This window comes from Paenibacillus sp. 8b26 (assembly GCF_050626875.1).
Taxonomy (GTDB): domain Bacteria; phylum Bacillota; class Bacilli; order Paenibacillales; family Paenibacillaceae; genus Paenibacillus.
The window spans coordinates 5,190,748-5,217,247 of record NZ_CP192445.1; the positions used below are offsets into that span (position 1 = coordinate 5,190,748).

At 49.0% G+C, this 26,500-nt stretch carries 25 protein-coding genes and 1 other annotated feature; of the genes, 22 read left to right on the top strand and 3 right to left on the bottom strand.

The window, feature by feature from the left end; all coding sequences use genetic code 11:
* Positions 1 to 77 precede the first annotated feature (77 nt).
* Together ACQ4MX_RS24150 and ACQ4MX_RS24155 are read left to right on the top strand one after the other, a co-directional pair.
* Positions 78 to 1,229: an iron-containing alcohol dehydrogenase gene (locus ACQ4MX_RS24150; RefSeq protein ID WP_431087742.1), complete on the top strand. Its 1,152-nt coding sequence runs from the start codon at positions 78 to 80 to the stop codon at positions 1,227 to 1,229.
* Between the two features lie 157 nt (positions 1,230 to 1,386).
* Positions 1,387 to 2,103 (top strand): metal-dependent hydrolase, encoded by a 717-nt coding sequence (locus tag ACQ4MX_RS24155; RefSeq protein ID WP_134913400.1) that lies wholly within the window; start codon positions 1,387 to 1,389, stop codon positions 2,101 to 2,103.
* Between the two features lie 98 nt (positions 2,104 to 2,201).
* Here ACQ4MX_RS24155 and ACQ4MX_RS24160 read toward each other — a convergent pair whose 3' ends face one another.
* Positions 2,202 to 3,281: a M42 family metallopeptidase gene (locus ACQ4MX_RS24160; RefSeq protein ID WP_431087744.1), complete on the bottom strand. Its 1,080-nt coding sequence runs from the start codon at positions 3,279 to 3,281 to the stop codon at positions 2,202 to 2,204.
* A gap of 186 nt (positions 3,282 to 3,467) precedes the next feature.
* Between ACQ4MX_RS24160 and spoVAC the strand changes: the two genes are divergently transcribed.
* The 15 genes from spoVAC to ACQ4MX_RS24235 all read left to right on the top strand — a co-directional run bounded on the left by spoVAC (position 3,468) and on the right by ACQ4MX_RS24235 (position 16,346).
* Positions 3,468 to 3,974, top strand: a complete 507-nt coding sequence (spoVAC, locus tag ACQ4MX_RS24165; RefSeq protein WP_044645136.1) for a stage V sporulation protein AC — start codon at positions 3,468 to 3,470, stop codon at positions 3,972 to 3,974.
* The gene (spoVAD, locus tag ACQ4MX_RS24170) at positions 3,971 to 4,987 is read left to right on the top strand and encodes a stage V sporulation protein AD (RefSeq protein WP_431087745.1); all 1,017 of its coding nucleotides are present in this window, start codon (positions 3,971 to 3,973) and stop codon (positions 4,985 to 4,987) included. Before spoVAC ends, spoVAD begins: the two co-directional genes overlap by 4 nt.
* A 4-nt stretch (positions 4,988 to 4,991) precedes the next feature.
* Positions 4,992 to 5,342, top strand: coding sequence for a stage V sporulation protein AE (spoVAE, locus tag ACQ4MX_RS24175; protein ID WP_014282555.1), 351 nt, complete (start codon positions 4,992 to 4,994; stop codon positions 5,340 to 5,342).
* A 225-nt stretch (positions 5,343 to 5,567) separates the two neighbouring features.
* A complete protein-coding gene (locus tag ACQ4MX_RS24180; RefSeq protein ID WP_431087747.1) occupies positions 5,568 to 6,527 on the top strand; it encodes an AAA family ATPase in 960 nt (319 codons plus the stop codon).
* Between the two features lie 3 nt (positions 6,528 to 6,530).
* The gene (locus ACQ4MX_RS24185) at positions 6,531 to 7,778 is read left to right on the top strand and encodes a DUF58 domain-containing protein (protein ID WP_431087749.1); all 1,248 of its coding nucleotides are present in this window, start codon (positions 6,531 to 6,533) and stop codon (positions 7,776 to 7,778) included.
* Positions 7,775 to 9,967: a transglutaminase TgpA family protein gene (locus ACQ4MX_RS24190; protein WP_431087751.1), complete on the top strand. Its 2,193-nt coding sequence runs from the start codon at positions 7,775 to 7,777 to the stop codon at positions 9,965 to 9,967. The genes ACQ4MX_RS24185 and ACQ4MX_RS24190 overlap by 4 nt, the downstream gene beginning before the upstream one ends.
* Before the next feature lie 173 nt (positions 9,968 to 10,140).
* Positions 10,141 to 10,671 (top strand): YqeG family HAD IIIA-type phosphatase, encoded by a 531-nt coding sequence (locus ACQ4MX_RS24195; protein ID WP_044645131.1) that lies wholly within the window; start codon positions 10,141 to 10,143, stop codon positions 10,669 to 10,671.
* Positions 10,664 to 11,791: a ribosome biogenesis GTPase YqeH gene (gene yqeH / locus ACQ4MX_RS24200; protein WP_431087752.1), complete on the top strand. Its 1,128-nt coding sequence runs from the start codon at positions 10,664 to 10,666 to the stop codon at positions 11,789 to 11,791. Before ACQ4MX_RS24195 ends, yqeH begins: the two co-directional genes overlap by 8 nt.
* 105 nt (positions 11,792 to 11,896) lie before the next feature.
* Positions 11,897 to 12,766: a shikimate dehydrogenase gene (aroE, locus tag ACQ4MX_RS24205; protein WP_431087753.1), complete on the top strand. Its 870-nt coding sequence runs from the start codon at positions 11,897 to 11,899 to the stop codon at positions 12,764 to 12,766.
* Between the two features lie 68 nt (positions 12,767 to 12,834).
* Positions 12,835 to 13,131, top strand: coding sequence for a ribosome assembly RNA-binding protein YhbY (gene yhbY / locus ACQ4MX_RS24210; protein WP_431087755.1), 297 nt, complete (start codon positions 12,835 to 12,837; stop codon positions 13,129 to 13,131).
* A gap of 18 nt (positions 13,132 to 13,149) precedes the next feature.
* Entirely contained in the window at positions 13,150 to 13,740 is a 591-nt protein-coding gene (gene nadD, locus ACQ4MX_RS24215; protein WP_431087756.1) for a nicotinate-nucleotide adenylyltransferase, read from the top strand.
* Entirely contained in the window at positions 13,724 to 14,320 is a 597-nt protein-coding gene (gene yqeK / locus ACQ4MX_RS24220; RefSeq protein ID WP_431087758.1) for a bis(5'-nucleosyl)-tetraphosphatase (symmetrical) YqeK, read from the top strand. Before nadD ends, yqeK begins: the two co-directional genes overlap by 17 nt.
* Complete coding sequence (gene rsfS, locus ACQ4MX_RS24225; protein WP_025682016.1) at positions 14,317 to 14,664, top strand: ribosome silencing factor; 348 nt, start codon at positions 14,317 to 14,319, stop codon at positions 14,662 to 14,664. The genes yqeK and rsfS overlap by 4 nt, the downstream gene beginning before the upstream one ends.
* A complete protein-coding gene (locus ACQ4MX_RS24230) occupies positions 14,661 to 15,569 on the top strand; it encodes a CvfB family protein (protein WP_431087759.1) in 909 nt (302 codons plus the stop codon). Before rsfS ends, ACQ4MX_RS24230 begins: the two co-directional genes overlap by 4 nt.
* A 3-nt stretch (positions 15,570 to 15,572) precedes the next feature.
* Positions 15,573 to 16,346, top strand: coding sequence for a class I SAM-dependent DNA methyltransferase (locus ACQ4MX_RS24235; protein WP_431087760.1), 774 nt, complete (start codon positions 15,573 to 15,575; stop codon positions 16,344 to 16,346).
* Between the two features lie 85 nt (positions 16,347 to 16,431).
* Here ACQ4MX_RS24235 and ACQ4MX_RS24240 read toward each other — a convergent pair whose 3' ends face one another.
* The gene (locus tag ACQ4MX_RS24240) at positions 16,432 to 16,818 is read right to left on the bottom strand and encodes a tautomerase family protein (RefSeq protein ID WP_431087761.1); all 387 of its coding nucleotides are present in this window, start codon (positions 16,816 to 16,818) and stop codon (positions 16,432 to 16,434) included.
* A gap of 174 nt (positions 16,819 to 16,992) precedes the next feature.
* Positions 16,993 to 17,250: a binding site (T-box leader), on the top strand.
* 61 nt (positions 17,251 to 17,311) lie between these two features.
* Between ACQ4MX_RS24240 and leuS the strand changes: the two genes are divergently transcribed.
* A complete protein-coding gene (gene leuS, locus ACQ4MX_RS24245) occupies positions 17,312 to 19,750 on the top strand; it encodes a leucine--tRNA ligase (RefSeq protein ID WP_431087762.1) in 2,439 nt (812 codons plus the stop codon).
* On the opposite strand, the gene comER is transcribed toward leuS, so the two are convergent.
* Positions 19,731 to 20,576: a late competence protein ComER gene (comER, locus tag ACQ4MX_RS24250; RefSeq protein WP_149093924.1), complete on the bottom strand. Its 846-nt coding sequence runs from the start codon at positions 20,574 to 20,576 to the stop codon at positions 19,731 to 19,733. The two genes, leuS and comER, sit on opposite strands and share 20 nt — an antisense overlap.
* Positions 20,577 to 20,854: 278 nt before the next feature.
* On the opposite strand from comER, the gene ACQ4MX_RS24255 reads away from it, so the two are divergent.
* The 4 genes from ACQ4MX_RS24255 to ACQ4MX_RS24270 all read left to right on the top strand — a co-directional run bounded on the left by ACQ4MX_RS24255 (position 20,855) and on the right by ACQ4MX_RS24270 (position 26,269).
* A complete protein-coding gene (locus ACQ4MX_RS24255) occupies positions 20,855 to 21,490 on the top strand; it encodes a ComEA family DNA-binding protein (RefSeq protein ID WP_431087763.1) in 636 nt (211 codons plus the stop codon).
* A gap of 79 nt (positions 21,491 to 21,569) precedes the next feature.
* A complete protein-coding gene (locus ACQ4MX_RS24260; RefSeq protein ID WP_431087764.1) occupies positions 21,570 to 22,088 on the top strand; it encodes a deoxycytidylate deaminase in 519 nt (172 codons plus the stop codon).
* A 213-nt stretch (positions 22,089 to 22,301) separates the two neighbouring features.
* A complete protein-coding gene (locus ACQ4MX_RS24265) occupies positions 22,302 to 25,064 on the top strand; it encodes a ComEC/Rec2 family competence protein (RefSeq protein ID WP_431091403.1) in 2,763 nt (920 codons plus the stop codon).
* 215 nt (positions 25,065 to 25,279) lie between these two features.
* Positions 25,280 to 26,269 carry an iron-hydroxamate ABC transporter substrate-binding protein gene (locus ACQ4MX_RS24270; RefSeq protein WP_431087765.1) on the top strand — a complete coding sequence of 330 codons (990 nt, stop codon included), beginning with the start codon at positions 25,280 to 25,282 and terminating at the stop codon, positions 26,267 to 26,269.
* Positions 26,270 to 26,500 lie beyond the last annotated feature (231 nt).

A 26,500-nucleotide genomic window follows, 5' to 3' on the forward strand; every position in this document is an offset into this window, starting at 1 on the left:
GGTAGTATTAGGAAGATGCATGATAACAGAGAGCAGAGATGACTGGAGAACGATTAACACAGAGGAGGGGTTTACGTATGGGGAGGAACATCTTTTATGTACCGCCAGTGAATTTGATGGGGATTGGATGTCTTAGAGATCTGGGACCGATGTTGCAAGAGAAAGGATTTATGAAAGCGCTTATCGTGACGGATAAATGGCTGCGTCGAAATGGGATTACCGACCGGGTTATTGCTGTTTTGGAGCAACATGGAATTCCATATATCGTGTATGATGGAGTACAGCCTAACCCTACCTGTGACAATGTTCACGAAGGAGTCAAGGTGTTTCAGGATAACGGATGTGATGTTCTCGTCTCGGTAGGTGGTGGGTCGCCTCAGGATGCGGCCAAAGCCATTGGCATCATTGTCACCAATGGAGGACATATTTCAGAATATGAAGGCGTTCACAAATCCAAACGACCGTCCGTTCCTATTGTGGCAGTGAATACAACGGCGGGTACCTCCAGCGAGGTCACCATTAACTATGTCATTACTGATGAGAAGCGTAAGGTCAAAATGGTCATGGTTGATAAAAACAGTCTGGCTTCCATCTCTGTAAATGACCCCGAATTAATGGTGGGTAAGCCAGCCGAATTAACTGCTGCGACAGGTATGGATGCGCTTACTCATGCGATTGAGGCGCTGGTTACCCCGGGAGCTTATCCGGTCACCGATGCCACTGCCTTGGCTGCTGTCGAGTTGATATTCCGTTATTTGCCTGATGCTGTGGAGAACGGTCAAAATATTGAGGCTCGGGAAAAGCTTGTGTATGCTGTTTTTCTGGGAGGGCTAGCTTTCAACAATGCGGGGTTGGGATATGTGCATGCGATGGCTCATCAGCTTGGAGGTGTGTATGATCTTCCACATGGGGTGTGTAATGCGATGCTGTTGCCCTATGTGCAGGAGGCCAATGCACAGCATGTTCCCCGTAAATTCAGACCTATCGCTCAAGCGATCGGATTCTCGGTCAGAGGGCGAACCGACGAGGAGTGCGCTGAATTTGTCGTGGATGCCATCCGCGGACTGGCACAGGAGGTAGGGATCCCGAAACGCTTGTCTGAGCTGGGGGTAACGGACCCGGATCTTAATCTGTTAGCCGACAATGCGATGAAAGATGCGTGTGCGCCTGGTAATCCGTTTCAGCCGACCAAAGAGGAAGTTATCGCGTTGTTCCAAAAAATACTGTAAGGCGAATTTTTGACCGGGACTTTTGAACGATATCCTTTAAATAGAATAAGCGAACTATTGTTCTCCTTTTGTTTGTCGTATACAATCGAATCATGCTGATTCAAATAGAGTGATGTCAAACTCTGTTGTATGCTGCAACGAAAGGATGTTATGCACCATGATGGGAAGAGCCCATTTGATTATTGGAACCGGGGTCTCCCTGTCGGTATTAGCCTTGAACGGATACGAAGTGACTCCGGCTGCCGTGGCTGCCGCTGTAGTCGGTTCACTGCTGCCGGATATTGATGAGCCTAACTCCATGCTCGTGAGTCGTGCGTTGCCTACCAAAATGCTCAGACTCGTACAGCTCCTGATGATTGGGGCTGCGGGCTGGGTATTTTTTACCCGTCTGGCTCCGCCGCCGTGGAATCTTGTTCTGGCTTTGCTGATGATCAGCGCTTCCTTTATGCCTTCACGGTCGATGCGAAAGGCCATTATCTTTTTAATTGGAATTGGCTTGGCCTGGTATGGAGAAGCCTATGCGCCGTGGAATTACATAGCCGGGTGTCTGCTGATTATCTGTACGCTTGTCCCGCACCGGGGATTGACGCATACGGTGTATGGAACAGTCGCATGGACTGCGTTGCTGTACGGTACAACCCGTCTGCATGGTGACAGCATATGGCTGGCTGGCGGCTTGGCGTATCTGCTGCATTTATTGGCAGATTCCTTGACGAATAACGGAATTAAACCTTTGCCACCGTTCAAATGGAAGCTGCGATTTAAGCTGATGAGTACCGGAACGCGCAAAGGGGCGCAGGTGGAGAACATCTGCATTGCCTTGACAGCTGTACTTGTTATTATCGCCTTGCTTCGTTATAAGCATTTGATATGAAATGCTCCAATCGGTAACTCTATTCAACTAAAAAACAGTCAAAGCACGTTATCCGTGCTTTGACTGTTTTTAATAGATTCTAGTTCTCTGGAAAAAGCTTAAGCTCGTTCAATAATCGTATTCAGTGTCGTGCGATCCAGGTTTTGCACCAGCTTGACGATCAGCTCTTTGGCTGCATCATAATCGTCGGTGTGAATAATGGACGAGGAAGTGTGGATGTATCGTCCGCAAATGCCAATAACGGTGGATGGCACTCCAATTCCGCTTAAATGGACCTGACCTGCATCGGTTCCACCTGTGGAGATGAAGTATTGATACTTGATCTTGTGCGTCTCAGCCATATCCTGCACGTATTCCACTATTCCGCGATGGGTAATCATACCCGGATCAAATACCCGTAGCAGCGCGCCTTTACCCAAATGCCCGTATGCATTCGGATCACCACCCATATCGTTGGCCGCACTGCAATCCAGTGCAAAGAAAACGTCCGGCTGAATCAGGTTAGCAGCCGTGCGTGCGCCGCGCAGTCCCACTTCCTCCTGAACAGTAGCCCCCGCATACAGCGTATTAGGCAGTTTGTCCTTTTCCTTATGTAACGCTTCAAGCAGCTCAATAGCCAAGCCTACACCATAGCGGTTATCCCACGCTTTAGCCATAATTTTTTTCGGATTCGCCAGTGGAGTAAAATCACAAATCGGCGCAATGGCTGTTCCCGGCACGATGCCAAAATCCTGTGCTTCCTGACGGCTGTCCACGCCGATATCCAGATACATATGCTTGATGTCCATAGGCTTGCTGCGTTGCGATTCATCCAGTAAATGGGGGGAGACAGAGCCAACGACACCGATAACTGGTCCATTCGGAGTCAGCACCTGAAGACGCTGTGACATGATGGCCTGACTCCACCAGCCTCCAACCGGCTGAAAACGAATCATTCCATTTTCCGAAATGCCATTGACGATAAATCCGACTTCATCCAGATGCCCTGCCACCATGACACGCGGTCCGTTCTCTTCACCGCGCAGCACGCCGAAAAGGCTGCCCAAACGATCCTGTACGATTTCGTCTGTATAACCGGATATCCGCTCTTTAACCCATGCCCGCAGCTCTCGCTCATGCCCGGGAATGGAAGGAAACTCCGTTAAAGTTTTAAACAGTTCTAATGTTTTTAATTCCATGATGTTATACCTCACTCCTTATTAATTAACCAGTGGTCGTCATCCATCCAGTATGAATGGATTTGTACGGAATGTCCACGATATCATTTTCCTGACATAACAATTCCCCATAAAGCTAATAATGATAAGGACACAATGAATCCGAACCGCCAAGTGCGGAAAATTACGAACAAGGGGTGGTGAATGATGCCAGCTAAATCCGGGCAAAGCGGTTTTCGTACCAATACGCCGCCGCTGTCCATAAATGAGAAGGACTATCAAAGTATTTCCAAAAAGCACGAGCCATCCAGAAAAGTTTTTGCCAACTGTGTGCGGGCTTTTCTGGTTGGAGGCGGCATCTGTGTGATTGGTCAGGCGATTCAGGAAGCCTTCATGGCAGGGATGCACATTTCGGCCAAGGAGGCGGCACCGCCGACCTCATCCATGATGATCCTGTTGGCGGTTATATTGACCTGCTTCGGGGTTTACGACAAGTTTGCCCAATGGGCGGGTGCGGGAACCGCTGTACCGATTACAGGCTTTGCTAACTCGATGTGTTCGGCTGCACTGGAGCATCGGTCTGAGGGGCTGGTGCTCGGAGTAGGCGCGAATATGTTCAAGCTGGCAGGGTCGGTTATCGTATTCGGGGTTGTTGCCGCATTCGTTGTGGGTGTCATCTACGCCATTCTTGGAGTGGGAGGCAACCATTTATGAGAAGACAGGGAGGACAAACCTGGAAGTTCGAATCCAGACCGCGCATCGTGGGAAGTGCAACCGTTGTTGGCCCGGATGAAGGAGAGGGACCGTTGTCCACGGATTTTGACTACGTTTATGACAATCTCGAAATTAACGAAAAAACGTGGGAAAAAGCGGAACGCAGATTGTTTGAGCACTCCACTGAGCTGGCTTTAATGAATGCCAATTTGAACAAAGAGGAAGTGCAGTTTTTTATCAGTGGTGATCTGATGAACCAGATTATCAGTAGCTCCTTTTCGGCACGTAAGCTCGCGATTCCTTATTTGGGTGTTTTCGGAGCTTGCTCTACGTCGATGGAAAGTTTGGCCTTAGCCGCGCTTATTGTGGATTCAGAGGCAGGCGACTATGTTATGGCCGGTACGACCAGCCATAACTGTACTGTGGAAAAGCAGTTCCGTTATCCTACGGAATACGGAGCCCAGAAGCCGCCAACGGCCCAGTATACCGTCACAGGCTCTGGCACCGTAGTGGTGGGACATGCCAAGACAGGAACGGTGGTGGATTGCGCTACCATTGGACGTGTTACGGATATGGGCATTAAAGACCCGTTTAACATGGGCGGAGCGATGGCTCCGGCGGCGGCAGATACCCTGTTGTCACATTTTCGAGATACAGGCCGGGACCCTGGTTATTATGATCTCATTGTAACGGGAGATTTGGCATCTGTGGGCTTACCGATTACCAAGGAGCTGCTAAAAAAACAAAATATTGATATGAATCAGACGGAATTCAACGATTGCGGTTTACTTATTTATGATCTGAACAAACAAAAGCAAGTTATTGCAGGCGGCAGTGGTGCCGGATGCTCGGCTGTCGTAACTTACGGACATCTGCTAAAGCGGATTGAAAAGGGAGAACTCCAGAAAGTGCTGGTCGTGGCGACCGGGGCCTTGCTGTCTCCATTGTCAACACAACAAGGGGAAAGTATTCCTTGTATTGCGCATGCAGTAGCTTTGGAAGCGGGAGGCTAAGAATATGATATATCTATGGGCTTTTTTAGTCGGCGGTGCTATTTGCGTCGTGGGTCAATTGATGATGGATGTTATTAAAATGACCCCGGCACATACAATGAGCACGTTGGTGGTGGCAGGTGCGATTGCGGATGCTGTGGGCATATATGATCCGCTAATCAAATTTGCAGGCGCGGGTGCGACGATTCCAATTACAAGTTTTGGTAATTCACTGGTACACGGCGCATTGACCGAGCTGGAAAAGGATGGATGGCTTGGTGTCATTACAGGGATCTTTAGTGTGACAAGTGCAGGTATTTCCTCGGCGATTATTTTCTCCTTTTTGGCGGCCTTGGTCGTGCGTCCTAAAGGATAACCACATAAAAGCAACGCATTATAGATTAAAACATACAATGGAACAAGCATAAAAATCAGCCCTTCGGATCTGTATGCTCGGAGGGCTTTTTATGTGCCTGCCTACAAAATGTTGCCAAACTGTGGTACTGGCTCGAACATCTGGACAAGGACTCAAGTGTACTCTATGTCCTCCTTCATGTACAATAATAGGAAACATGTTGCTATCTAGGAGGTTTATTAGGCTATGCCCGTGCATCAAGAATCTGTGCAGATTGTATCTGCAATCCGATCTAATCTGGAATCATGCATATTAGGTAAATCCTTTGAAATAAAATTACTGCTAACAGCTATGCTGGCGGGTGGGCACATTCTGATCGAAGACGTTCCGGGTACGGGAAAAACGCAAATGATCAAGGCTCTTGCTAAATCCATGCGCGGTGATTACCGCCGTGTTCAATGTAATCCTGATATTCTCCCCAGTGATATTACAGGGGTTTCCATATTTCATCCACGGGATGAGCGGTTTTATTTCCGTCCGGGTCCCGTGATGACCCATATTTTACTGGCAGACGAAATTAACCGGGCCACGACGAAAACCCAATCGGCTTTGCTGGAAGTGATGGAGGAGCGCAGTGTAACCGTGGATGGAGAAACACATATGCTGCCTCATCCTTTTATGCTGTGTGCTACGCAAAATCCGATTGATTTTGAAGGGACTTATATGCTGCCGGAAGCGCAGCTTGATCGTTTTATGCTCAAAATCAGTCTCGGCTATCCTGATATGGAGACTGAGCGGAACATGCTGCTTCGTCATCAGGAGGGTCAGCCGGCAGACCGTCTGGAGGCGGTAGCCCATATGGAACAGATTGCCTCGATCCAGCAGGAAATCAGAGAAATGTATATGGACGAAGCAGTTACGTCCTATTTACTTGATATTGTCCGTGCGACAAGAGAGCATCCATCGGTACTGCTGGGAGCCAGTCCGCGGGCGGCGCTTGCTTTTGTGATGGCGGCCAAGGCATACGCTTTTCTGGAAAATCGGGATTACGTTCTCCCTGATGATGTGAAAATATTGGCACCCTATGTGCTGGCGCATCGTTTGCTGTTACGTCCCGAGGCGCGTCTCGACAGCTCCAATGCCCAGTCTGTACTTCAGGCTGTCCTTCGGCAGGTGAACGTACCCGTACGAATGGAGCGTCCGTAGGGAATGAAGATGGTCAAAAGGAAGCGCAGGCTTCCCCGGCTGTCGGGCCGAATCTGGCTTCTGATGGTCATATGGGTGGTATGTCTGCTATATCTGTTGTTTCAGGGTGGCAAGACGTCAGTCATGCTATTGTCCATGGTTACGCTACTGGGCATATATTTATGGATCGTTGGGCTGAGCGGGGTACGCCGTGTTCAGGGTTCAAGGCAGCTTTCGCAAGGCTCAGAGTTTGGGGAGCTACTGCATGCGGGAGATCAGGTACATGTAAAGCTGAGCTTGAGCCTTCCCGGCTTTCTGCCGTTGCCGTATATCATTGTTCGCGAGGTGCTCAAGCGTCATACAGGTGAATCCTGGTCGTTTGAGGACAGTGTTATCCCCAGCATGAAAGGAGGCGGACAGCTTGCCTTCCAGACGCCTGCGTTGGAGCGGGGAAGCTATTATTTTGCCGAAACCGAATGCGTGAGTGAGGATATCTTCGGTCTGTTGGAGCATAAAGGCAAGTTAAACGCACCCGGCGAATTTCGGGTACTGCCCCGTACAGTATTCATTCCGTATTGGCAGTTGAATGATCGTCGCTCGCGGATGTCTGGACCACAAACTGTCCAGACTCGAACACGGCGCGAAACGACGCAAATTAACGGAGTGCGGGACTATGTATATGGGGACCGTTTTTCACGTATCCATTGGAATGCGACCGCACGTACAGGCAGTTGGAAATCTAAGGAATTTGAGCATGAGACGGTTCCCAAAACGATGCTTGTACTGGATACACACAAAAAACATTATGTAAATGCCGATCAGTTTGAGCTGGCCGTATCCTCCATTGCTTCATTGCTGGAATATGGCGGGCGGGAGCGGATGGGAGTAGGTCTTTGTACGGCCGGGAAAACAGGTACTGTTTTTCAGCCCAGTGAGCAGATGATAGAACGGCAACGGATGATGCATCATTTGGTGGACATACACACTACTTCCCAAGGCAGTCTTATGGCTGCTGTAGAAAGCAGTGTGCGGCAATTTCCACAAGGCTGCCATTTTGTGCTGATCAGTCCGTTGAAGGATCATCAGGCGTTGGAGCTTCTTCGCTGGGCCGATACCCGGGGCATGACCCCTTGCCACATCTATATCGGAGAAGGCTCAAGCGAGGGACAGGCTGAAGAATGGATGAGCATGCTTCGTACAAGAGGCATTCAGGGTTATCATGTTCCGGGTCTTGAAGAGCTCCCGACAGTAATGGGGGGAGGGACGCTATGAAAAACTGGCTGCAATCGCTGAAGGGCTCTTGGGCTGCTGCCTTTACATTTTTATGGATTATTATTATTGCCATGCAGTGGGTATCCTTTGCTTCAGACCTATGGCTGAAAGAGACAAGAACGCTGGTATTGGCGACGGTTACGATGCTGGCTTTGGTGAAAATTTTGCTGCCGCTTCGACCTTGGATTGAATTTATCCTCAAGGCTGCGACGTTATTTTTTATTTTGTACCGGACGCTCGTGTCTTACTCGATCATTATTCCTTTCGGGGGTTTTACAAACCGCCTGGATCAATTTATATCGAATATGTCTCCGTATATCTGGTTTTCACTGATTGCTTGGCTAGTCATTGAGATGTTACCGCTCATCGTTACGACGAAGCAGCGCATTCTGGTGTTTGTAGGCATTAATATTGCCGCGCTGGCAGTACTTGATTCGTTCACGCCAACCGTGCTGTGGCAAGAAGTCGCATGGATGGTCTTTGCGGGTATGGGGTGGCTGGTGACTCAGCATTTGCAGTATTTTCGGCAGCATTACCCTCAAGGCTGGAAGCACATTCTCCGTTACCCGTACAAAATTGCAGCCAATATTGCGGTGATTTTTGCTTTGATTATTATGGCTGGCGTGAATATGCCAGAGATACAGCCGACCTTAACTGACCCTTATACGGCATGGACCCAGCGAAATAGCTCATCCACTGTTGGTATTAACAATGGAACCGGGGCTATGAATCAGCGGATGAGTACGGCATCAGGCTATAGCCGGCAGGACAATCGTTTGGGCGGGGGATTTAATTTTGACTATTCTCCGGTAATGACGATCACAACCAATCAGCGAAGCTACTGGCGGGGCGAGACGAAACGAACGTATTCCGGCACAGGCTGGAGTGATGCAGGCAACGACGACCAGACGCTGAACGATGTAGCGATGACAGCAGAGCTGGAAAATACACAAGAAACACGGCATTCGACCGAGCAGGTCGTTCAGACCATTACGATGCAAAATGATCAGAGCTATCCGGTTTTGTTCGGCGCGTATTCGGTACATCGTGTTCAATCGGTGGACAGAGACTCGCGGGCAGACGGATTGCGTTGGAAACCGGAACAGGCAGAACTGCTTTGGAATTCATCCTCCAGAAGAACTGCTTATCCGAAAACGTATACTCTGGTGTCACATGTACCTGTGATCCCGGAGAAAGAGCTGCGCAAGAAAACGTTTAATGAGCTGTATGGAAAGAACAAGCAGGAAGCCTATTTGCAAATCCCGAGTGAGCTGCCGAAGCGAGTGCGTGACTTGGCTCAAAATGTAACGTCATCGGCGAAGACACCTTATGAAAAGGTCGGACTGCTACAGCAATATTTACAGCGAAATTATGCATATACAAACAATCCGGATCTTTCCCGCAAAAGAAGCAAGGATTTTGTGGATGCCTTTCTGTTTGAGATTCGGGAAGGATATTGCGATTATTATTCCACTTCGATGGTTATGATGGCCCGCTCCGTTGGTGTTCCGGCACGGTGGGTCAAAGGATATGCACCTGGTCAGCAAACATTTTCGGATGATGCAACGACCAGCGATGGTAACGAAAATATGTCTTCCTATTCCGTTACCAACGCGGATGCTCATTCCTGGGCCGAAGTGTATCTGGGTGAATACGGCTGGGTTCCTGTAGAAGCCACACCGGGCTTTGATATGCCGTTGCTTACGGAGCAGGAGGATTCGAAAACGCCTGATACTCCAGAAGTGAAAGATCAGCCTGAGCCGGAACAGTCTGCGCAGACAGCGCAGGTCAATTCAGAGGAAGGCACGAAGATTCATCCGGTAATCATAGCGGCGGCAGTGGCTGTTATCGTACTGTGGGGCGCTTATATCGTATGGCGTAATCGGGCAGATATTCATTTTTATTTGCTGCGTCTGCGTAAAGGAAAGCCGTTGACCCCTGATGAAAAGGTGATCGTCGAAACTGAGCGCTGGCTAAGGTATATGCGGAGTAAGGGGTTTGCCCGCACTAGCCACGAGACGCTGAGGGAATCGGTCGGCAGATGGTCGGTTGAATCACCGGAACGTGCTTCAATTCTGAATCTGCTGCTGGAGCTGTTTGAACAAGCACGCTACAGTCCTTCCTCGGTAACTGCCGAGGATTGGCGCAAGGTCCGCCGACAAGCGGCCCTGTTGCATAAGAAAGGTTAGTCCAGACGGCAAACTGAACGAAAGGGCTAAACCATTTTTATTCGGCTCGAATGCTGCCGATTTATAATCTTCATCATATGCTTAGTAAAAAGCTGTCCGTTTGTTGCGGATAGCTTTTTACTAACCCATATTAATATGGTATAGTTTGTCGTATGAAACTGAGGTGACCGACGTTGTTTGAAATGCTGATGCCCAAATTACGGGTGAATACCGTCTTTGATATTGATCTTGAAGGCTTGTATGCTCAAGGATATCGCGGCATTATTACGGATTTGGATAATACGCTGGTTGGTGCAAAAGCGCCGAATGCGACTCCCGAGCTGGTGGCCTGGTTTGAGAAGGTCAAACAGGCGGGTTTTAAGCTTGTCATCGTGTCCAACAATAATATGGGACGTGTATCCGTGTTCGCTACGCCTTTGGACATTGAATTTATACATGCTGCACGGAAGCCTTCCAACTCGTCTTTTCGCAGAGCCATCCGTATGATGGGGCTTACTCCGGAAGAGACTATTATGGTCGGGGACCAAATGTTGACAGATGTATTGGGTGGCAACCGACTGGGATTGCACACAGTGCTCGTGTTGCCGATATCCATCCATGATGAAGGAATCATGACCCGCTTTAATCGGCGGCTGGAGCGAATCGCGCTCACAAGGTTACGTAAGAAAGGCTTATGGCTTGAGGAGGAAAAGAAGAATGACTGAAAGACCTGACGGCGGAACTGCCGTCAAATGTAGTGGCTGCGGTATCACGATGCAGACCAACAGCCCGGAGTTGCCGGGATATATTCTGGAAAAACTGCTTACACGAGAGCCTGTCATTTGCCAGCGCTGTTTCCGGATTAAAAACTATAATGAAACGTCTTCGGTAGCCGTGGATCAGGATGAGTTCCTGAAACTGCTTAGCCAGATTGGGGATAAGGACGCGCTCGTCATCCACATTGTGGATATTTTTGACTTTGAAGGTAGTCTGATTTCCGGCTTACAACGTTTTGTAGGCTCTAATCCGGTTGTACTGGCTGTGAACAAGACGGATTTGTTGCCTAAGGTAACGAACTGGAACAAGGTCCTGAACTGGGTACAAAAACAGGCTAAGGAGCAAGGACTTCGCACGGCGGATATCGTTCTGTGCTCGGCCAAAAAAAATCAGGGCTTTGACCGTCTGCTGGATGTAGTATCCGAACTGCGCCGCAATCGGGATGTGTATGTGGTCGGTGCAACAAATGTTGGTAAATCCACGCTCATTAACCGTTTGATCCGTGATCATAGCGATATGGAGCAGGAGTTAACAACATCCCGTTATCCGGGAACGACGCTGGATATGGTGAATATTCCGCTAGACGACGGCAAGCATATTATTGATACACCGGGGATTGTGTATCCTTGGCGTTTCAGTGAAATCGTGTCCCGGCAGGATTTGGGCGCTATTATGCCAGACAAGCCGCTGAAACCAGCTGCTTATCAGCTAGATCCCGGACAAACGCTGTTTTTCGGTGGGATGGCACGTTTTGATTTTGTAGAGGGGCAACACCAATCATTCACATGCTACATCAATGGCGGCCTTAAAATTCATCGCACCAAGCTGGAGCGGGCGGATCAACTGTTCGAAGATCATGCCGGAGAACTGCTGTCACCGCCGACACGTGATCAGTTGGCAGATATGCCGGAATGGACAAGACATGAGTTCCGCATTCCCCGTAAATCTCAATCGGATATTTATATCTCCGGTCTGGGATGGATCAGGGTCAATAGTGAGAACGGGGCTTTGGTAGCGGTTCATGCTCCTCGGGGAATTCGTGTTCTTCTACGGCCTTCGTTGATTTAACGGATGTTAAACCATGTGATAGGGCGGCAAGGAACATATTCAGGTTCCTGCCGCCGTTCATGTATTTGTGCAGCCTAATATTTTGCAATATGGGGGAGAACGACGATGAGCAGCGGGGAGTCTGGAGTGACTGAACAAGATCTTGTATTATTGGGCGTATTGGGTGATCCGATCAAGCACTCCAAATCGCCTCTCATGCATAAAGTAGCTTTAAAGGCTGCGGGGATAGAGGGGGATTTTGTTCCTCTTCATGTTAAGCCGGAACAGCTAGAGGACGCCATGAGGGGGATTCGGGCTTTGCATTTCCGCGGAGTCAATGTGACGATTCCCCATAAAGTTGAGGTTATGAAATATTTGGATGAGATTGATGAAGGGGCCAGACTCATCGGTGCTGTTAACACGATTGTGAACGACAACGGACGGCTCAAGGGTTACAATACGGACGGGATCGGCTACGTACGCTCGCTCAAAGAAGAGACTTCGGTTAAGTTGAAAGGCACAAAAATTGCGGTCATCGGAGCTGGAGGTGCTGCCAGAGGTGTGATTCATGCTTTACTGGAGGAACAGCCCGAATCGGTCATTATTCTGAATCGGACACGCGATAAGGCAGAGCAACTGGCATTGGAGTGGACGACGGAAGCGATCCCTGTGACGGGCTATTCTAACGATGAAGCGGAGCGCGTGCTTGCATCGGTGGATGTGCTGATTAATACGACCTCGGTAGGAATGTCTCCTTTATCCGATGAGCTTCCACTTGAAACGAGTCTGATTCCGCAAGGAATCATTGTGAGTGATTTGATCTACAACCCGCTGGAAACGAGATTTTTACGCGAAAGCCGTGAACAGCGCGGCTGCACGGTGCATGGAGGCTTGGGCATGTTCGTGTATCAGGGAGCGGTGGCTTTTGAGTATTTTATGGGCGTAGCTCCTGCTGTAGACGAAATGAGAGCGGCGGTGCTGAGAAGCCTGTCGTAAGTCGGATTTTACATTAAAATTATGGAATTGCCGCATGGCATATGTGGTTATGAAGGAGTTAATTATACATGTTAACAGGTAAACAAAAAAGGTATTTGCGTTCGATGGCGCATCATCTGGACCCCGTTTTTCAAGTAGGGAAAAACGGTACGAACGAGCATCTTATGCGTCATATTAACGATGCGATTGAAAAGCGCGAGCTGATGAAGGTGCAGATTTTGAACAACTGTCTGGATGACAAGCATGAAATTGCGGAAGAACTGGCTACGGAAACAGATTCCGAGCTTGTACAGCTCATCGGGAGCACGATTATTTTATACAAGGAATCCCGTGATAACAAGCAAATTGAGTTGCCTAGAGGATAAGCACGCGGGGAGAAGACTATGAAAATCGGTATTATGGGCGGTACATTTGACCCGATTCATATTGGACATCTAATGGCTGGAGAAGCGGCAAGGGATGCCTATGCGCTGGACCATGTATGGTTCATGCCTTCCCATATCCCTCCGCACAAGCATCAGGCGGGGGCGAGCGGCACGGAGCGGCTGGAGATGACGAGTGAAGCGGTGGCGGGCCATCCTGCTTTTGAAGTGTTGGATATTGAAGTGCTTCGCGGTGGGGTATCTTATACTATTGACACGATCAAAGAGCTTCAGGAGCTGCATCCTGCTGTGGATTTTTATTTTATCATCGGCGCGGATATGGTGAATTACTTACCTCATTGGCAGGGGATTGAGGAGCTGGCACAGCGAATTTGTTTTATCGGTGTCCGGCGTCCCGGTTTCCAACTTGCGCTGAATGAACTGCCGCATTATTTGCAGAACAAGGTGCTACTGGCGGATATGCCGGTGGTGGATATTTCTTCGACGGATATTCGGGAACGTGTTGCGGAAGGGCGCACCATTCGTTATCTTGTGCCTGATCGTGTGCATGACTACATTACAAGGGGCGGTTTGTATGAAGTACAGCCGTGAGCAATTGATGGAGGCCGTATCCGGTCAAATGCCTGAAAAACGCTGGAAGCACACTCTGGGGGTCATGCATATCTCGGTGGAGCTTGCCAAGCGGTATGGCGCGGACCCGGATAAGGCCGAATTGGCGGCTATTTTGCATGATGTAGCGAAATATTGGCCCGTTCAGCAGATGGAGGAAGTAATTCGCAATCATCCCGAATGTGACCAGGAGCTTTTACAGCATGACAAGCAACTGTGGCATTCTGAGGTAGGATATTGCGTTGCCTCTAGAGACTACGGGGTGGAAGACCTTGAAATACGGAATGCCATTCGCTGGCACACCTCAGGGCGTGTGGGTATGAGTTTGCTGGACAAAGTCGTGTGTCTAGCTGATTACATCGAGCCGGGACGGGATTTCCCCGGGGTCGAGCATATCCGCAAGCAGGCGAAAAAAAGTTTGGAGCAGGGTCTTGTCGCTGGATTTGATTCCACGATTTCACTGCTGCTGGAGAAGAAAAAGGTTATTTTTCCGCTGACGGTACTGTCGCGAAATGATCTGATTCAACAACTTAAACAGAGAAAATCGGAGGTTCATGAATGACCATAACTAATGAGAAATTAATGCAAATTACGGTTGAGGCCGCTGAAGATAAGAAGGCCATGAATATTGTAGCCCTTGACTTGCGGGGGGTATCCCTTGTCGCGGATTATTTTGTAATTTGCCACGGTAATTCGGATACCCAGGTACAGGCGATTGTGACGGAAATTCGCAAACGCGCTCATGATGAAGGTACGACAATCAAAGGGATCGAAGGAATGGATTCCGGTCGCTGGGTTCTGATGGACTTGGGTGATGTCGTAGTGCATGTCTTCCATCGTGACGAGCGCGAATATTATAACATTGAAAGACTTTGGTCGGATGCTAAGGTCGTGGAGAAGGTATGAATCTGATTGCTGGTACTTATGTCACGATTATGGTAGATCGTGAGGTATCCCCCTTCGGCTACTTTCTCACAGTCGGCGATCAGGATGTACTGCTGCATTATACAGAATTGACACGTGAGATCGAGGTTGGAGAACGGCTGGAAGTATTTATTTTTCACGATACAGAGGACCGTTTGGCCGCTACTATGAAAAAACCGTTCCTGTCGTTGGGCGAACTGGCAAAGCTACAGGTGGCGGATGTACATCCGCGTCTGGGTTGTTTTCTGGAAATGGGATTGGGGCGTCAATTGCTGCTGCCGATTCGTGAGTTGCCTGAGAACCGAGATTTGCATCCTCAGGTGGGCGACTACGTGTATGCTATCATGGAGCATGATAAGCAGGGCAGACTGCGGGCGAAGCTGGCGGGTGAGCAGGAGCTGGCTCCGTTGTCCTTCCATGCACCTGATTCATGGCTAAATGCATGGGTGCAGGCGACGGTGTACAAGCCGCTTCAGATGGGTACGTTTGTCCTGGTGGACGGAGGTGTGCTTGGTTTTGGCGCGATTGGCATGATTCATTCCTCGGAACGTAACCGGATGCTTCGCTTGGGCGAAGAGGTTAAGGTACGGATTACGCTGGTTCGTGAAGACGGTCGGGTGAATCTGGCGATGTCGCCGCGCAAGGAAGTGGGCCGTGATGAGGATGCGGATCGGCTAATTGCCTTTCTGAAAGAGCGCCCGGGTGGCGGTATGCCTTATTCCGATGCAACGCCGCCGGATATTATTAAGCAACGGTTCGGTATCAGTAAATCTGCCTTCAAGCGTGCGATGGGCAAGCTGATGAAGGAAGGGCTGGTTACACAAAAGGAAAACTGGACCTACCTGGTGGAGAAAATGCCTGAACCGAAGGACGGGAATGGGGAATAAAAAATGGCTTCTTACCGGAAGTTTGCCTATGTGTATGATGAGCTGATGCAGGACATGCCGTACCCGGACTGGCTGCGTTTTGCTCGGCAGGCCTGGGATCAGCATGGTATGCCGCATACAGTTGCAGAGCTGGGCTGTGGGACGGGCTCCATTACGATTCCACTGGTCAACTCGGGCTTCGAGGTGGCTGGCATCGATTTGTCTTCAGATATGCTGGCGGTAGCCCGTCGCAAAATGGAAACGACTACGCAGGGACAGCGTTTGTTCCGTGAGGGGAGCATTCGCTGGATAGAGCAGGATATGCGGGAATGGAATTTACCTGAGCCCGTGGATTCTGTCATTTCTTTTTGCGATTGTCTGAATTATTTGCTGGAGGAAGAGGACATTATTGCTACTTTTCGCAGGACGTATGCCGGCCTTAAGCCTGGCGGAACCTTTCTGTTCGATGTACATCATCCCCAGACGTTTGTGCGTTATGATGAAGAGCAGCCCTTTGTACTGGATGAGCGCTCCATTTCATATATTTGGACTTGTGCGTTGGATGCTCCACGCTGTGAAATTGAGCATCATCTCAGCATTTTTGCGAGAGCAGAAAATGAAGGGCGCGATGTATACCAGCGGTTCGAGGAAATTCATGTGCAACGTGCCTATGACCCGGACTGGATGAAAACGGAATTGTCCAAAGCCGGTTTTCGCGATGTGAAAGTATATGCGGACTTTGAATGGGTAGAAGCAGTAGATGACGCGGCCAGATTATTTTATGTTGCTGTAAAATAGTGTAGCTTCATAAAGCGAATATGGAAAAAGAAAGACGCTTTTCATGATGACATGAAGGGCGTCTTTTTGCATAAGAGCTTCGAAATTATATGTTTACTTTATAGTTCAGTTGAAGTTCATCACCCGGTACACCGCGAATGCCCCAATTCTGTTTCGGTGTCTCAAATATAGTGATTTCAAGATCCTGCGGAGCAATGCCTAAATCGTTAATTCTTTGGAATAGCAGCTGGATAAGGTGCTTTTTAGCCTCTGTTGTTCTGCCTTCAAACACACTAATTTCAATAATAGTGTAAGCCTCCGAGCGATCGTGGGCAAATATGAAGTCTTCCTGATTCATAGGGAAAAAACGATGAAACCTTTTGTCGGGGGGATATTGGAAGGCATCCACCACAGCGGAATGAACCACATCTGAAAGTTGCTCCTTGATCGGATTCAGGGCTTCTTTTATTCCGTAAATTTTAATTTGTGCCATATCTCAGCTCACCTTTCTCATCTCAACTCATCTCAATCTGACCCAGAGTTATTATAAAACATTTGCCTCCGTGTGTCATGGAGCAAACGAATGAAGTTGGTGTTTAGCACCAAATGTAGTCCCTATTTGACTTTTTTCGCGGTTTTCAATATAATAGTGCCATTATTAACGGTTAAACAATCGCTGATGAGGAATAGTAGTTTTGTCTGGACATGTAGAGAGCCGGCGGATGGTGCAAGCCGGTTGACAGCGCAAAGTGAACTCGCCTCGGAGATATGCGCCCAACGCAGGAATGCCCTATACAGGTGCTTGTACCCTGTTATTAACCCGCATCGGATCACCTCCGTTATCAGGTGCAAAGGGAGTAGAAGGCGAAGAACGCTTTCTGCTAACTAGGGTGGTACCACGGGAATATAACCTCTCGTCCCTAGCGCTGACACGCTACGGGATGCAGAGGTTTTTTTGTTGCATACCGTTTGAGGAGGAAATGACAATGACAGACACACAGCCGAAGCACGGCTATCAACCGCAAAGTATTGAACCAAAATGGCAGAAATATTGGGATGAGAACAAAACGTTCCGTACCGGGGAAGAGCCGGACAAACCGAAGTTTTATGCTTTGGATATGTTCCCGTACCCGTCTGGAGCTGGTCTGCATGTAGGCCACCCGGAAGGATATACGGCAACGGATATTGTTTCACGGTATAAAAGAATGCGCGGCTACAACGTACTGCATCCGATGGGTTGGGACGCCTTCGGTCTGCCTGCCGAGCAGCATGCGCTGGATACAGGAGAGCATCCACGTGAAATTACGGTGAAAAATGTAAATAACTTCCGCCGTCAAATCAAATCGCTTGGCTTTTCATACGACTGGGATCGTGAAATTAGCACAACAGACCCCGATTATTACAAATGGACACAGTGGATTTTCATCCAGCTGTATAAGCGCGGTCTTGCTTATGTAGCTGAAGTGCCTGTGAACTGGTGTCCTGCATTGGGAACGGTGTTAGCGAATGAAGAAGTAATTGACGGCAAGAGTGAGCGTGGCGGTCATCCGGTTATCCGCAAACCCATGCGTCAATGGATGCTGAAAATAACGGAATATGCTGATCGTCTACTGGACGATTTGGAGGAGCTGGATTGGTCCGAAAGCATTAAGGATATGCAGCGGAACTGGATCGGCAAGTCTACCGGAGCAGAGGTTCATTTTCCGATTGAGGGCCATGACAAGCAACTGACGGTATTTACAACTCGCCCGGATACCCTGTTCGGCGCAAGCTACTGTGTGCTGGCTCCTGAGCAGGAATTGGTGGATGTTATCACTACACCTGAGCAAAAGGATGCCGTAAATCAATACCGTGAACAAGCTGCCCGTAAAAGCGATCTGGAGCGCACGGATTTGGCAAAGGATAAAACGGGTGTCTTCACAGGCGCTTATGCAGTGAATCCAGTGAACGGTGAAAAGCTGCCGATCTGGATCGCCGACTATGTGCTGGCTGGCTACGGAACAGGCGCGATCATGGCTGTACCAGGTCACGACACACGTGACTGGGAATTTGCGAAGCAATTCGGGCTGAATATCATTGAGGTTGTCCAAGGTGGGGACGTGGCTAAAGAGCCATACACCGAGGATGGTCCGCACGTCAATTCAGGTCCGCTGAATGGACTTACGAATGAGGAAGCAATTCCGAAGATGATTGAATGGCTGGAAGCCGAGGGTAAAGGACAAGGCAAAGTAACGTACCGTTTGCGCGATTGGCTTTTCAGCCGTCAACGCTATTGGGGCGAGCCGATTCCAGTGATTCATCTGGAAGATGGAACGATCAAAACAGTTCCTGAGGATCAACTGCCACTCGTGTTGCCGGAAATGGATAACATCAAGCCTTCAGGCACAGGGGAGTCTCCGTTGGCGAATGCGACGGACTGGGTAGAAACTATTGATCCCGAGACGGGCTTGAAAGCACGCCGTGAGACGAACACCATGCCGCAATGGGCAGGAAGCTGCTGGTATTACCTGCGCTATATTGATCCGCACAATGATAAAGAGCCTGTATCCAAGGAGAAGCAGCGCGAATGGCTGCCTGTGGATCTGTACATCGGCGGTGCGGAACATGCAGTTCTTCACTTGCTGTATGCCCGTTTCTGGCACAAGGTACTGTATGATATCGGTGTTGTGGAAACGAAAGAGCCTTTCTACAAGCTGGTCAATCAGGGTATGATTCTGGGCAACAATAATGAAAAAATGAGTAAATCACGCGGTAATGTCATCAACCCTGACGATATTGTGAATACGTTTGGCGCCGATACGCTGCGCATTTATGAGATGTTTATGGGGCCGCTGGAAGCGACCAAGCCATGGAGCGAAAACGGGGTTGAGGGAGCGCATCGTTTTCTGTCCCGCGTATGGCGCCTGTTCGTTTCCGAGGATGGCAGCCTGAACGATAAAATTACAAATGAAGGCGGCAGTGATGAGTTCAATCGGACTTGGCATAAAACGCTGAAAAAAGTAACCGAGGATCTGGACGCGCTGCGTTTCAATACGGCGATCAGCCAACTGATGATTTTTACCAATGATGCATACAAAGCAGACCGTTTGCCGCGTGCAGCAATGGAAAACTTCGTGCAAATGCTGTCGCCGCTTGCACCGCATATGGCTGAGGAACTGTGGCAGTTGCTGGGACACAGCGAAAGCATTACCTACGCGGCTTGGCCTGCTTATGATGAAGCATGGACGGTGGATGCCGAAGTGGAAATTGTGGTGCAGGTGAACGGTAAAATCGTGCAGCGTGCGACGATTGCCAAAGACCTTGACGCCAAAGCGATGGAGGCATTCGCGCTGTCGCTGGACAACGTTCAGCAGGCGCTGGCTGGTAAAACGGTCCGCAAGGTGATTGCTGTTCCAGGCAAACTGGTCAATATTGTTGCGGGTTAATCGGCTTTAAGCCGAAGGAGGCGTCTATCTTTTGCATGTCCTCCTCATACTTGTTGTGCGTAGCCCGTATCAGCTCGGGGAAGACGCTGTGCAGGCTGATGTCCAGCAGCGCAAGGGCTTCAGCGGTAATACCTCCGGGAACTGCTACCCTCGCCTGCAACTCGGCTGGTGTCATTCCGCCCTCCGTAAGTAGCTTTCCTGTGCCGATAATCATTTCACCGGCCAGGGCGCATAGCTCCGTACGGTCTATACCCGTAGCCTGAACCGCAGCATGAATCCACTGGTCCATAAAAAAGGCCAGGAAAGCAGGGCCGCAGCTGGAAAAATCCGACGTAATACGCGTATGGGATTCTTTAACCCGAATCGGCCTGCTAATGTGGGACATAAGCTCTTCCAGAAGGGAGCGATCCTCCTCTGTAATCCGGCTGCCATGGATGCATAGTGAGGCTCCGCTGCCTACCTGGTGGGTAATGCTGGGAATAATTTTGGAGACTTTGGCTTTCAGTGAATGCTCCAAGATGCGTATCTGTACCGGACTTGTAATAGAAACGACGATTTGCTCTTCTGTAATGACGTTGCGTATTTCATCCGTCACGGCTTTAGATTCCAGCGGCTTCACGCAGATAAACAGGATATCGCTATCCGCTGCCGTCTCACGGTTGCTTTGGGCTGCATGTAATCCTGGATAACGACGGGCCAGCTCGGCTACCTTGGAATACGTTCGATTGCTTGCTGATATTTGCTGTGGCTTTAGTGCGTTGGAATGAATAAAAGATTCAATCAGCAGACTTCCCATGCTGCCAGTCCCGATAAATCCAACTTTCATCGTTCAACGTCCTCCTTTCATACTTTGCGGTATAGACGCTGTCATTCTTCTTAGTGTATGCACCCGGTCTTGGCCGACATGACGAATTTTATGTCTGAGCATATTAGATCGTGCCCAAGGACGTACCTCTCTTTGGAAAATGGCTCACAGCGAACCGTATGGAGGTTGTTTACATCCTCCGGTTAACGGGATAGGACAGGCTTGCTCTGTTCAATTGTGATGCTGTATTGAGTGGCTCACTTTCCCTAAATCTATGTGTAGAAGGGGACGAAATGGAAATGAACCGCGTATGGACTGGAACGGCAATAGTGCTTTCTCTAATCGGCAGTGGGCTTATTCTGTTTGCTGGTGGGCAGCGTCCGGAGCCAGAAGAAGAATGGCAGTTGCTTAATCGTAAGGTAGAGCAGGCTTTAGTAGAGCCGGACCAAAATGAGTCACAGAGCAATAGCGGACTGACTCAAGGAAAGCGTGTTGTAACGGAAACCTCAGGCAAAACTGAACGCAGTTCGGATGGCGAAGGAGCTGGCAATGTGAAGCGTGGTGCTGTACAGGGTTCTGCTAGTGCATCAGTCGACGGGAGCGAAAGCTCCAGTACTGTAAAGCAGACTGAGGCGACGGATTCTGGTTCCGTTACTTCCGCTACTGGCGTTGACAACTCGAATACCACGACGAACAGGACGAATGCAGTGAGCGATCCCGTTGCTTCATCCGCTTCCGGTGAAAAAAAGGTGAACATCAACACGGCGACTGCTGCCGAGTTAATGGAACTGCCGGGGGTTGGAGCTAAAAAAGCCGAAGCGATTCTGAACTATCGTAATCAGCACGGGCCGTTCAAGCGTGTGAACGATTTGGATCATGTGAAGGGAATCGGTGCTAAAATGTTGGCGAAAATGAAGCCTTACGTCAGCTTATAAGTGGACATGTGACAAGGCTGTCAGGATGGCTTTAGCGGATATATTTACGTTGTAACTTGTGTTTACGGGAGAGATGGATATGAGTGCAGATGTACGCAAGGACTGGGACACCTATTTTATGGATATCGCTTATATGGTATCCACCCGTTCGCGCTGCTCGCGGCGTCATGTTGGAGCCGTACTTGTACAAGGCAAAAAGCTTTTGGGTACAGCCTATAATGGTGCACCATCCGGGGTACCTGATTGCTCTGAGGCAGGTTGTATGATTTCGGAGGAATACGAGGTCGTGCATCGCGAGGGGCGGGAGGAAATGGTTAAAAAGCAGCGCTGCATCCGCACGATTCATGCGGAGCAGAACTTGCTACTGTTCACGGACCGGATTGATCGTGAAGGCTCCTCGGTATATGTGACCGACCAGCCATGCTGGACGTGTGCCAACATGCTGGCGAACAGCGGTATTGTGGAGATTGTATACCACCGTCCTTACCCAAAGGATGCCGACAAGGTTCGTGCCATGATGGAGCAAAAAGGTATTGCCTTCCGTATGCTGGAGAACTATCATCCACCGAAAGAAACGCTGATGGATGTTATGAATTAAGACATGATGAATTAAAAAGTACACGAGGAAGAACCTCTGACGAATGCTATTTAGTCAGGGGTTCTTTTTTGTTTTGCGGTTTGAGCACAGAACCCTATTTTTCTACCGGGAGGTGGTTATATTCAAGCCAAACTGGTTTTAAGCAGACCTATCTTAACCCTTACGGTATGTTGGATTACGGGAAGTGCAGGAGCATGCTTGTATTCCGGACGTATGCTGCTGTTGCTCTGGGCGGGTGTCACGCTGATTTTACCTCTTGCAGCTCTATTGATGAAAATTCCAGTCCGGCATGTGGTATTGCTGTGGATTGCCTTGAGCGGAGGTGGATTCCATTGGGCTTGGCATGATACGCATAATGTGAGCCATATTCCCGAGGCCCTTCATGTATCGGCTTCCAAGCTGGAAGCCGTGCCTGTTCAAGCATCCGGGTTTATTGCTTCCGAGGTACAGGTAGACGGTGATCGGGCACAATTTGAGATGAGGATTATTGCAATAAGCAAAACGAGAGGCAATTCCAATTTGAACAAGAAGCCTACATCTGCGAGTAGTACCCGTACTGGTTCTACATTACTGCCAAATGACACTTTTCAGGGCGGGGTTGGAAAGAGCGAAGCTATTTCTGAACAGGTTATCGTGCACATCAAGCTGGCTGCCAAACAGGAACAGCAACTTGCGGCAGAATGGCAGCGTGGAGATGCAATTCAACTGCACGGCAGCTTAAAGGCTCCTGCAACAGCGGGGAATTTTGGCGGCTTTGATTACAATGAATACCTGCATACACAGGAGATTCACTGGCTTTTCAAAGGGAATGGAGCCGCTTCGCTACAAAAGCAGCAAGCTTCCCAGTGGAACCGTTACACCTTGTTCAGGTGGAATGATCAGCTTAGGGAGCAATTGGGGCAACGGATGGAATTAGCTTTTGGTTCTCTTTATCACGCAGGATATATGAAAGGACTGGTGCTAGGCGTTACGGATGAGCTGGACCCGGCAACGTATAACGAATTTACGCAGCTTGGATTAACGCATATTTTAGCGATATCCGGTATGCATGTGGCCGTATATGCGGCTACGCTACTGTATTTACTCAAGCTATTGCGAGTGAGTCGCGAGACGTCTCTTACGGTCGTGATGGTGCTTATTCCGGCTTATGTACTGCTGACAGGTGCTTCTCCCTCTGTTGTGAGGGCTGGAATTATGGCTATGATCGGCCTGTTTGCAGCCAGACGGGGAATGCTCAAGGACGGACTTAGCATTTTGAGTGTGTCCGCATTATTGATGCTGCTTTGGAATCCTTACTACCTGCTTAGTGTCAGTTTTCAGCTTTCTTTTCTGGTAACAGCCGGGCTGCTCATTTACATGCCGCTGATGAAGCCATTTTTCGCCAAATGGCCTCTTCTGATTGGCGGCGAAATTGCGATTACGATCACAGCGCAGCTTGTTTCGTTTCCGATGACAGTCTTCTACTTTAATCAGTTTTCGCTGCTATCGTTTGCGGCTAATTTTGTGCTTGTTCCACTTATCACGTATATCGTGCTTCCACTGGGAACGGTGGCGATGGGAATCGCCTTTCTATGGGAGGACGGGGGACGTATCCTTGCGTGGCCAGCAGAGCAGCTGAACGAACTGACCTTTTGGCTTGTAAAATGGATGAACGTGGATGACACTTATGTGAGTATTTGGCCGTCTTCCTCCATTCTGTGGGTCATAGCGTATTATGCTGCTTTGTACAGTATTCTGTACTGGCTCAAAACATGGATGATATCTCGAAGGCGAACAGAAGAATCTCTGGGCTTGGAGGTAGCACCGGATAAGGACAAGGGGAGGCTTTCAGCCGAACGCAATTCGGCGGGACAAAGCACATCCGCTCCCATGCCATCACCCATACATACAGGATTAGCGGCATCTGCGGAGTGGGCGGCTATATTGCAGACGGAACATGAGCCTGAAGGAGCAGGCAAATATGCACGTCGACAGTGGAATGGTTATAGTCATTTGGCGCTGGCCTTAAGCGGTATTGCCTGGTTTGGCATCCTGTGTATTGGTTACGTAACTCCAGGTGGAGGGAATACGGGAATAGTTCAGTACATGGATGTGGGCCAAGGTGACAGCATTTTAATTACAACGCCGGGTGGCAAACATATATTGGTGGATGGCGGGGGCACGATGGATTTTACGACAGGAAAAAATGCCTGGCGCAAACGAAAAGACCCCTATGAGGTAGGAGAGGATACGATTGTACCCTTGTTGAAGCAGCGCGGTGTACATCGGCTGGACGCAGTCATTTTAACGCATGGAGATCATGACCACGCCGGAGGATTGCAGGCTGTGCTTGACCAGATTCCAGTATCAGCCTTGGTTTTTAACGGCACCCTGACAGACAAGCCCCCTTTCCGCAAGCTGTTGAACACGGCTTTAAACAAGCAGGTCAAGCTGTATGGTGCGCATTATGGTATGGAGTGGAGACCGGATCAGGATACGAAAATCCGCTTTATTCATCCGCTTCCGTCGCAGGAGGAAGAAACCGGAAGTTTGGCCGTTGTGAAGGACCAAAATCATTATTCCGTTGCAATGATATTAGAGATGGAGGGGGCTTCCTTTTTGTTCACAGGAGATATGGATGATGCAGCAGAATCGCAGTTGCTCTCCGAGTTAGCTCACTCTCCATCCCATACCGAAGGAAAGGGGGAGACGTTGGCTGTAAGGCAAGCTGTAGACGTCATGAAAATAGCACATCACGGTAGCAAGTACTCCACCTCGGAAGAATGGTTATCCTACTGGCAACCGAAGGTATCCGTCATTTCAGTCGGAGCTAGCAATACATATGGACACCCGAATGAAGCGGTATTGGATCGTCTATCAGCGGTTGGTTCTGCCATATATCGAACAGATGCGATGGGAGAGGTGCAAATCCATGCGTACCAAGGCAAATTGAGTGTGCGGTACAAACATAACCTTGAACATGCGGATACAAGATGAATTGTACAGTTATTGCCGTGATATGCTGATGCCCCAATGGACACGCTTGAACTGTAGCAACGAACAAGAGCGACCCAGGAAAAATACTAAAGATATGCTCACTCTAAGGAGTGGGCTTTTTGCTTTTAATCCAACCTGCATGGACATAACTTGTGAGCTTTGATAAAATCTAAGAATCATTGAAAATGAGAATCATTATTAATGGGAGGGATATTGTGAACTATTTAAAATTCCGAACTTCGGCTTGTTTATTGATTATTTCATTGATGCTGGTACTGAGCGCATGCGCCACGAATGCAGGAGGAATGGCAACGGACAGTGGGACAACGGCTGATTCGAAAACTGCATCTACCGGAGATGCAGCTGACACACGTACATATAAAAGCGATAAAGGTACAGTTACTATTCCTGAACATCCACAGCGTGTCGTTGTAGCGGTCGGCGACTATGTAGGCGATGTTCTTGCACTTGGGATTACACCTGTAGGGGCTCCAGACACTGTATTCGATGCTCCATACTATAAAAAATACTTGAATGGTGTTGAAAATATCGGTGATAGCTCCGCACTGTCCCTTGAAAAGGTGACCACCCTGAATCCGGATCTGATCATTACCTATGATGAGAAAGCTTATGGAAATCTGAGAAAAATAGCGCCTACAGTGTTTATTCCATACGGTAAATATAAATATAAGGATCGTCTGATGGAGCTGGGCAAAGTGTTAAAGAAGGAGCAGGAAGCGAAGAATTGCCTTGCTGATTTTGCGGCTAAGATTGCTGAGAAGAAACAGGCTTTGTCTGATGTCATTGATTCGGGTAAAAAAATTGCTATTTTTGAGATAACGGGCAAAGAATTATATCTCTATGGCAAGTCCTACGGACGGGGAGGAGCCATACTTTACGATGAGTTGGGGCTTCGTGCCCCGGCGAAGGTAGAAAAGGTGGCGTTCGAACAGGGCTGGGCCAGCATTTCGATGGAGGCTTTACCGGAGATGCTAGGCGATACCGATTACCTGATGCTGGGGATTAGGGGAGATGGAGTAGATCAAGGGAAAGATATTGAATCTAAAAGTGTGTGGAAAAACCTTCCTGCCGTTAAAGCAGGGAAAGTATACCAGTATTCGATCGACGACTTTTATTTTCAGGACCCGATCGCTCTGAATTACCAGTTAGAACTCATATCGGATTTCCTGATTTCCAAGAAGTAACAATATGCAAGTTCAATTCGACAGATTCCAGCAGATTTATGTGAGTAAGGGCTAAGGGAAGGTGACTACCTTCCCTTTTTCTGTTATTCTAAGGGAGGCTATAATGGGGAATATGGGCTTTTTGGTAACATTTTTTACACTATAAAAAATAAAATTATCGTCAGACGTCTATCCTGCAACAATTTGCAAAGGGGAAACGTCTGTAATATTGCAGGGAGAGGGGGATCCTTT